General features: G+C 51.1%; 2 tRNA genes and 3 rRNA genes. All 5 read left to right on the top strand.

Annotated features, from left to right (window positions below):
- Window positions 1-177: 177 nt before the first annotated feature.
- The 5 genes from F3J24_RS24715 to rrf all read left to right on the top strand — a co-directional run bounded on the left by F3J24_RS24715 (window position 178) and on the right by rrf (window position 5,551).
- Window positions 178-1,710 (top strand): 16S ribosomal RNA (locus tag F3J24_RS24715).
- 93 nt (window positions 1,711-1,803) lie between these two features.
- Window positions 1,804-1,880: transfer RNA gene (locus F3J24_RS24720), tRNA-Ile, on the top strand.
- 28 nt (window positions 1,881-1,908) lie between these two features.
- A tRNA-Ala gene (locus F3J24_RS24725) sits at window positions 1,909-1,984 on the top strand.
- A gap of 412 nt (window positions 1,985-2,396) precedes the next feature.
- Window positions 2,397-5,274: ribosomal RNA gene (locus F3J24_RS24730) — 23S ribosomal RNA — on the top strand.
- 164 nt (window positions 5,275-5,438) lie between these two features.
- A 5S ribosomal RNA gene (gene rrf / locus F3J24_RS24735) occupies window positions 5,439-5,551 on the top strand.
- The 16S, 23S and 5S rRNA genes sit together here with 2 tRNA genes alongside, the layout of an rRNA operon.
- The last annotated feature ends 6 nt before the right edge of the window (window positions 5,552-5,557 follow it).

Here is a 5,557-nt window from a genome sequence, read left to right on the forward strand (position 1 = left end):
CTCGGTTCCTTAAAAAAATACAGCCGATAAGCGTGGGCGTTTGAGGGCAAGCAGCCAGTTCTTCGGAACAAACTCTTCGGAGTTATCAAGCGCTCACAAAAACAGTAATGAGGAAGAATTTATTCTTCTTGATTCCGTCAAGTGAGTGAGCAGTCGAAAGACTTTAAATTCAAGATCGAACTATAGAGTTTGATCCTGGCTCAGATTGAACGCTGGCGGCATGCTTTACACATGCAAGTCGAACGGTAACAGGTCTTCGGATGCTGACGAGTGGCGAACGGGTGAGTAATACATCGGAACGTGCCTAGTAGTGGGGGATAACTACTCGAAAGAGTAGCTAATACCGCATGAGATCTACGGATGAAAGCAGGGGACCTTCGGGCCTTGTGCTACTAGAGCGGCTGATGGCAGATTAGGTAGTTGGTGGGGTAAAGGCTTACCAAGCCTGCGATCTGTAGCTGGTCTGAGAGGACGACCAGCCACACTGGGACTGAGACACGGCCCAGACTCCTACGGGAGGCAGCAGTGGGGAATTTTGGACAATGGGCGAAAGCCTGATCCAGCAATGCCGCGTGCAGGATGAAGGCCCTCGGGTTGTAAACTGCTTTTGTACGGAACGAAAAGCCTGGGGCTAATATCCCCGGGTCATGACGGTACCGTAAGAATAAGCACCGGCTAACTACGTGCCAGCAGCCGCGGTAATACGTAGGGTGCAAGCGTTAATCGGAATTACTGGGCGTAAAGCGTGCGCAGGCGGTTTTGTAAGACAGTGGTGAAATCCCCGGGCTCAACCTGGGAACTGCCATTGTGACTGCAAGGCTAGAGTGCGGCAGAGGGGGATGGAATTCCGCGTGTAGCAGTGAAATGCGTAGATATGCGGAGGAACACCGATGGCGAAGGCAATCCCCTGGGCCTGCACTGACGCTCATGCACGAAAGCGTGGGGAGCAAACAGGATTAGATACCCTGGTAGTCCACGCCCTAAACGATGTCAACTGGTTGTTGGGTCTTAACTGACTCAGTAACGAAGCTAACGCGTGAAGTTGACCGCCTGGGGAGTACGGCCGCAAGGTTGAAACTCAAAGGAATTGACGGGGACCCGCACAAGCGGTGGATGATGTGGTTTAATTCGATGCAACGCGAAAAACCTTACCCACCTTTGACATGGCAGGAACTTACCAGAGATGGTTTGGTGCTCGAAAGAGAACCTGCACACAGGTGCTGCATGGCTGTCGTCAGCTCGTGTCGTGAGATGTTGGGTTAAGTCCCGCAACGAGCGCAACCCTTGCCATTAGTTGCTACATTCAGTTGAGCACTCTAATGGGACTGCCGGTGACAAACCGGAGGAAGGTGGGGATGACGTCAAGTCCTCATGGCCCTTATAGGTGGGGCTACACACGTCATACAATGGCTGGTACAAAGGGTTGCCAACCCGCGAGGGGGAGCTAATCCCATAAAGCCAGTCGTAGTCCGGATCGCAGTCTGCAACTCGACTGCGTGAAGTCGGAATCGCTAGTAATCGTGGATCAGAATGTCACGGTGAATACGTTCCCGGGTCTTGTACACACCGCCCGTCACACCATGGGAGCGGGTCTCGCCAGAAGTAGGTAGCCTAACCGTAAGGAGGGCGCTTACCACGGCGGGGTTCGTGACTGGGGTGAAGTCGTAACAAGGTAGCCGTATCGGAAGGTGCGGCTGGATCACCTCCTTTCTGGAAAAATGCTGCTTCAAATTGAACGTCCACACTTATCGGTTGTTGGAACAAGCCAGGTGGCCTGCTAAGTAACAGCGGGCTGCATGGAATGGGTCTGTAGCTCAGCTGGTTAGAGCACTGTGTTGATAACGCAGGGGTCGTTGGTTCGAGCCCAACTAGACCCACCAAGATTCCAATATCTGGTTCGGGGATCCCGGGGGATTAGCTCAGCTGGGAGAGCACCTGCTTTGCAAGCAGGGGGTCGTCGGTTCGATCCCGTCATCCTCCACCAAAAATGATAGCGCCGAAAGGTGCTATAATCGTTGGCTCAGCAGATGTGAAGCGACAAGCGGATCGGAAGCGGAAAAAACCAAATTCAATATAAAAGCAGTCTGCTTCAGACTGCTTTTATATTGATCTTTGATCAATAGGCTGTTCTTTAAAAATTCATAGAGTCGAAATCAGCGTTGCTGGTGGAAAGCGCAAACCAAGGTTTGTGCACCGTGCCGCCAGCAACATTTTGATTGCGTCAAAACAGATATTTTGCGAATGCAAATTTATCTAGTAATGACGAATATTCTCTAAGCTGTATCGAAAGATGCAGCCAAAGATATTCACATTACGGCATAACGCGTGAGGTGCAAGACCTCACCAGTCTTTGAACACCAGGCTTTGATTCTCGCTAAGAGAGTCCAAAGTTATAGGGTCAAGTGACTAAGAGCATATGGTGGATGCCTTGGCGATGATAGGCGACGAAAGACGTGATAGCCTGCGATAAGCTTCGGGGAGCTGGCAAATAAGCTTTGATCCGGAGATTTCTGAATGGGGGAACCCACCTCGCAAGAGGTATCGTGCACTGAATACATAGGTGCTCGAAGCGAACCTGGAGAACTGAAACATCTAAGTACCCAGAGGAAAAGACATCAACCGAGATTCCGATAGTAGTGGCGAGCGAATTCGGAAGAGCCTTGCAGTGATAGTCGATCAGTTAACAAAACGGCATGGAAAGGCCGACCATAGTGGGTGATAGTCCCGTATGTGAAAACCGATCGGTGGTACTAGGCTGCAGACAAGTAGGGCGGGGCACGAGAAACCCTGTCTGAATATGGGGGGACCATCCTCCAAGGCTAAATACTCATCATCGACCGATAGTGAACCAGTACCGTGAGGGAAAGGCGAAAAGAACCCCGGGAGGGGAGTGAAATAGATCCTGAAACCGTATGCTTACAAAAAGTCGGAGCCCTTCGGGGTGACGGCGTACCTTTTGTATAATGGGTCAGCGACTTACATTCAGTGGCAAGCTTAACCGAATAGGGGAGGCGAAGAGAAATCGAGTCCGAATAGGGCGATTAGTCGCTGGGTGTAGACCCGAAACCAAGTGATCTATCCATGGCCAGGATGAAGGTGCCGTAACAGGTACTGGAGGTCCGAACCCACTAATGTTGCAAAATTAGGGGATGAGCTGTGGATAGGGGTGAAAGGCTAAACAAACTTGGAAATAGCTGGTTCTCTCCGAAAACTATTTAGGTAGTGCCTCAAGTATTACCGTCGGGGGTAGAGCACTGTTTAGGCTAGGGGGTCATGGCGACTTACCAAACCTATGCAAACTCCGAATACCGACGAGTACAGCTTGGGAGACAGAGCACCGGGTGCTAACGTCCGGACTCAAGAGGGAAACAACCCAGACCGCCAGCTAAGGTCCCTAAAATTGGCTAAGTGGGAAACGAAGTGGGAAGGCTAAAACAGTCAGGATGTTGGCTTAGAAGCAGCCATCATTTAAAGAAAGCGTAATAGCTCACTGATCGAGTCGTCCTGCGCGGAAGATGTAACGGGGCTAAGCCAGTTACCGAAGCTGCGGATGCACAGTTTACTGTGCGTGGTAGGAGAGCGTTCTGTAAGCCTGTGAAGGTGTCTGGTAACGGATGCTGGAGGTATCAGAAGTGCGAATGCTGACATGAGTAGCGTTAAAGGGGGTGAAAAGCCCCCTCGCCGTAAGCGCAAGGTTTCCTACGCAACGTTCATCGGCGTAGGGTGAGTCGGCCCCTAAGGCGAGGCAGAGATGCGTAGCTGATGGGAAACAGGTCAATATTCCTGTACCGATCAATAGTGCGATGTGGGGACGGAGAAGGTTAGCTCAGCCAACTGTTGGAATAGTTGGTTCAAGCGTGTAGTCGTGCTCTTTAGGCAAATCCGGAGAGCTGAGATGAGGCGTGATAACGAGTGTGCTTGCACACGAAGTGAGTGATACCCTGCTTCCAGGAAAAGCCACTAAGCTTCAGCTATTGACGACCGTACCGCAAACCGACACTGGTGCGCGAGATGAGTATTCTAAGGCGCTTGAGAGAACTCAGGAGAAGGAACTCGGCAAATTGACACCGTAACTTCGGGAGAAGGTGTACCCCAAGTAAGTGAAGTTGTACAAACGGAGCTCAAAGGGGTTGCAAAAAATTGGTGGCTGCGACTGTTTAATAAAAACACAGCACTCTGCAAACACGAAAGTGGACGTATAGGGTGTGACGCCTGCCCGGTGCTGGAAGATTAAATGATGGGGTGCAAGCTCTTGATTGAAGTCCCAGTAAACGGCGGCCGTAACTATAACGGTCCTAAGGTAGCGAAATTCCTTGTCGGGTAAGTTCCGACCTGCACGAATGGCGTAACGATGGCCACACTGTCTCCTCCTGAGACTCAGCGAAGTTGAAATGTTTGTGATGATGCAATCTCCCCGCGGAAAGACGGAAAGACCCCATGAACCTTTACTGTAGCTTTGTATTGGACTTTGAACGGATCTGTGTAGGATAGGTGGGAGGCTTTGAAGTGAGGTCGCTAGATCTCATGGAGCCAACGTTGAAATACCACCCTGGTGCGTTTGAGGTTCTAACCTGGATCCATTATCTGGATCGGGGACAGTGCATGGTAGGCAGTTTGACTGGGGCGGTCTCCTCCCAAAGCGTAACGGAGGAGTTCGAAGGTACGCTAGTTACGGTCGGACATCGTGACGATAGTGCAATGGCATAAGCGTGCTTAACTGCGAGACTGACAAGTCGAGCAGATGCGAAAGCAGGACATAGTGATCCGGTGGTTCTGTATGGAAGGGCCATCGCTCAACGGATAAAAGGTACTCTGGGGATAACAGGCTGATACCGCCCAAGAGTTCATATCGACGGCGGTGTTTGGCACCTCGATGTCGGCTCATCTCATCCTGGGGCTGTAGTCGGTCCCAAGGGTATGGCTGTTCGCCATTTAAAGAGGTACGTGAGCTGGGTTTAAAACGTCGTGAGACAGTTTGGTCCCTATCTTCCGTGGGCGCTGCAGATTTGAGGAAGCCTGCTCCTAGTACGAGAGGACCGGAGTGGACACACCTCTGGTGTACCTGTTGTCACGCCAGTGGCATCGCAGGGTAGCTAAGTGTGGAAGAGATAACCGCTGAAAGCATCTAAGCGGGAAACTCGTTTCAAGATGAGATCTGCCGGGGCCTTGAGCCCCCTGAAGGGTCGTTGTAGACCACGACGTTGATAGGCTGGGTGTGGAAGCGCAGTAATGCGTTAAGCTAACCAGTACTAATTGCCCGTGCGGCTTGACCCTATAACTTTGGGTAAGCCTGGAAAAATGAAAGACAGAACGCAAGTTCTAGTTATGCCGAAAAGGCGCAATCGAAAAGCTGATTGAAGACTCTATGAATTCGTTGGATGGAGAGGGAAGTCGTTAAGAAGTTAATGGCAACCGATCGATCTGACAAAAAGTTTATGCCTGATGACCATAGCAAGTTGGTACCACTCCTTCCCATCCCGAACAGGACAGTGAAACGACTTTGCGCCGATGATAGTGCGGGTTCCCGTGTGAAAGTAGGTCATCGTCAGGCTCTTAC

This window comes from Comamonas sp. Tr-654 (assembly GCF_011752915.1).
Lineage (GTDB): Bacteria > Pseudomonadota > Gammaproteobacteria > Burkholderiales > Burkholderiaceae_C > Comamonas.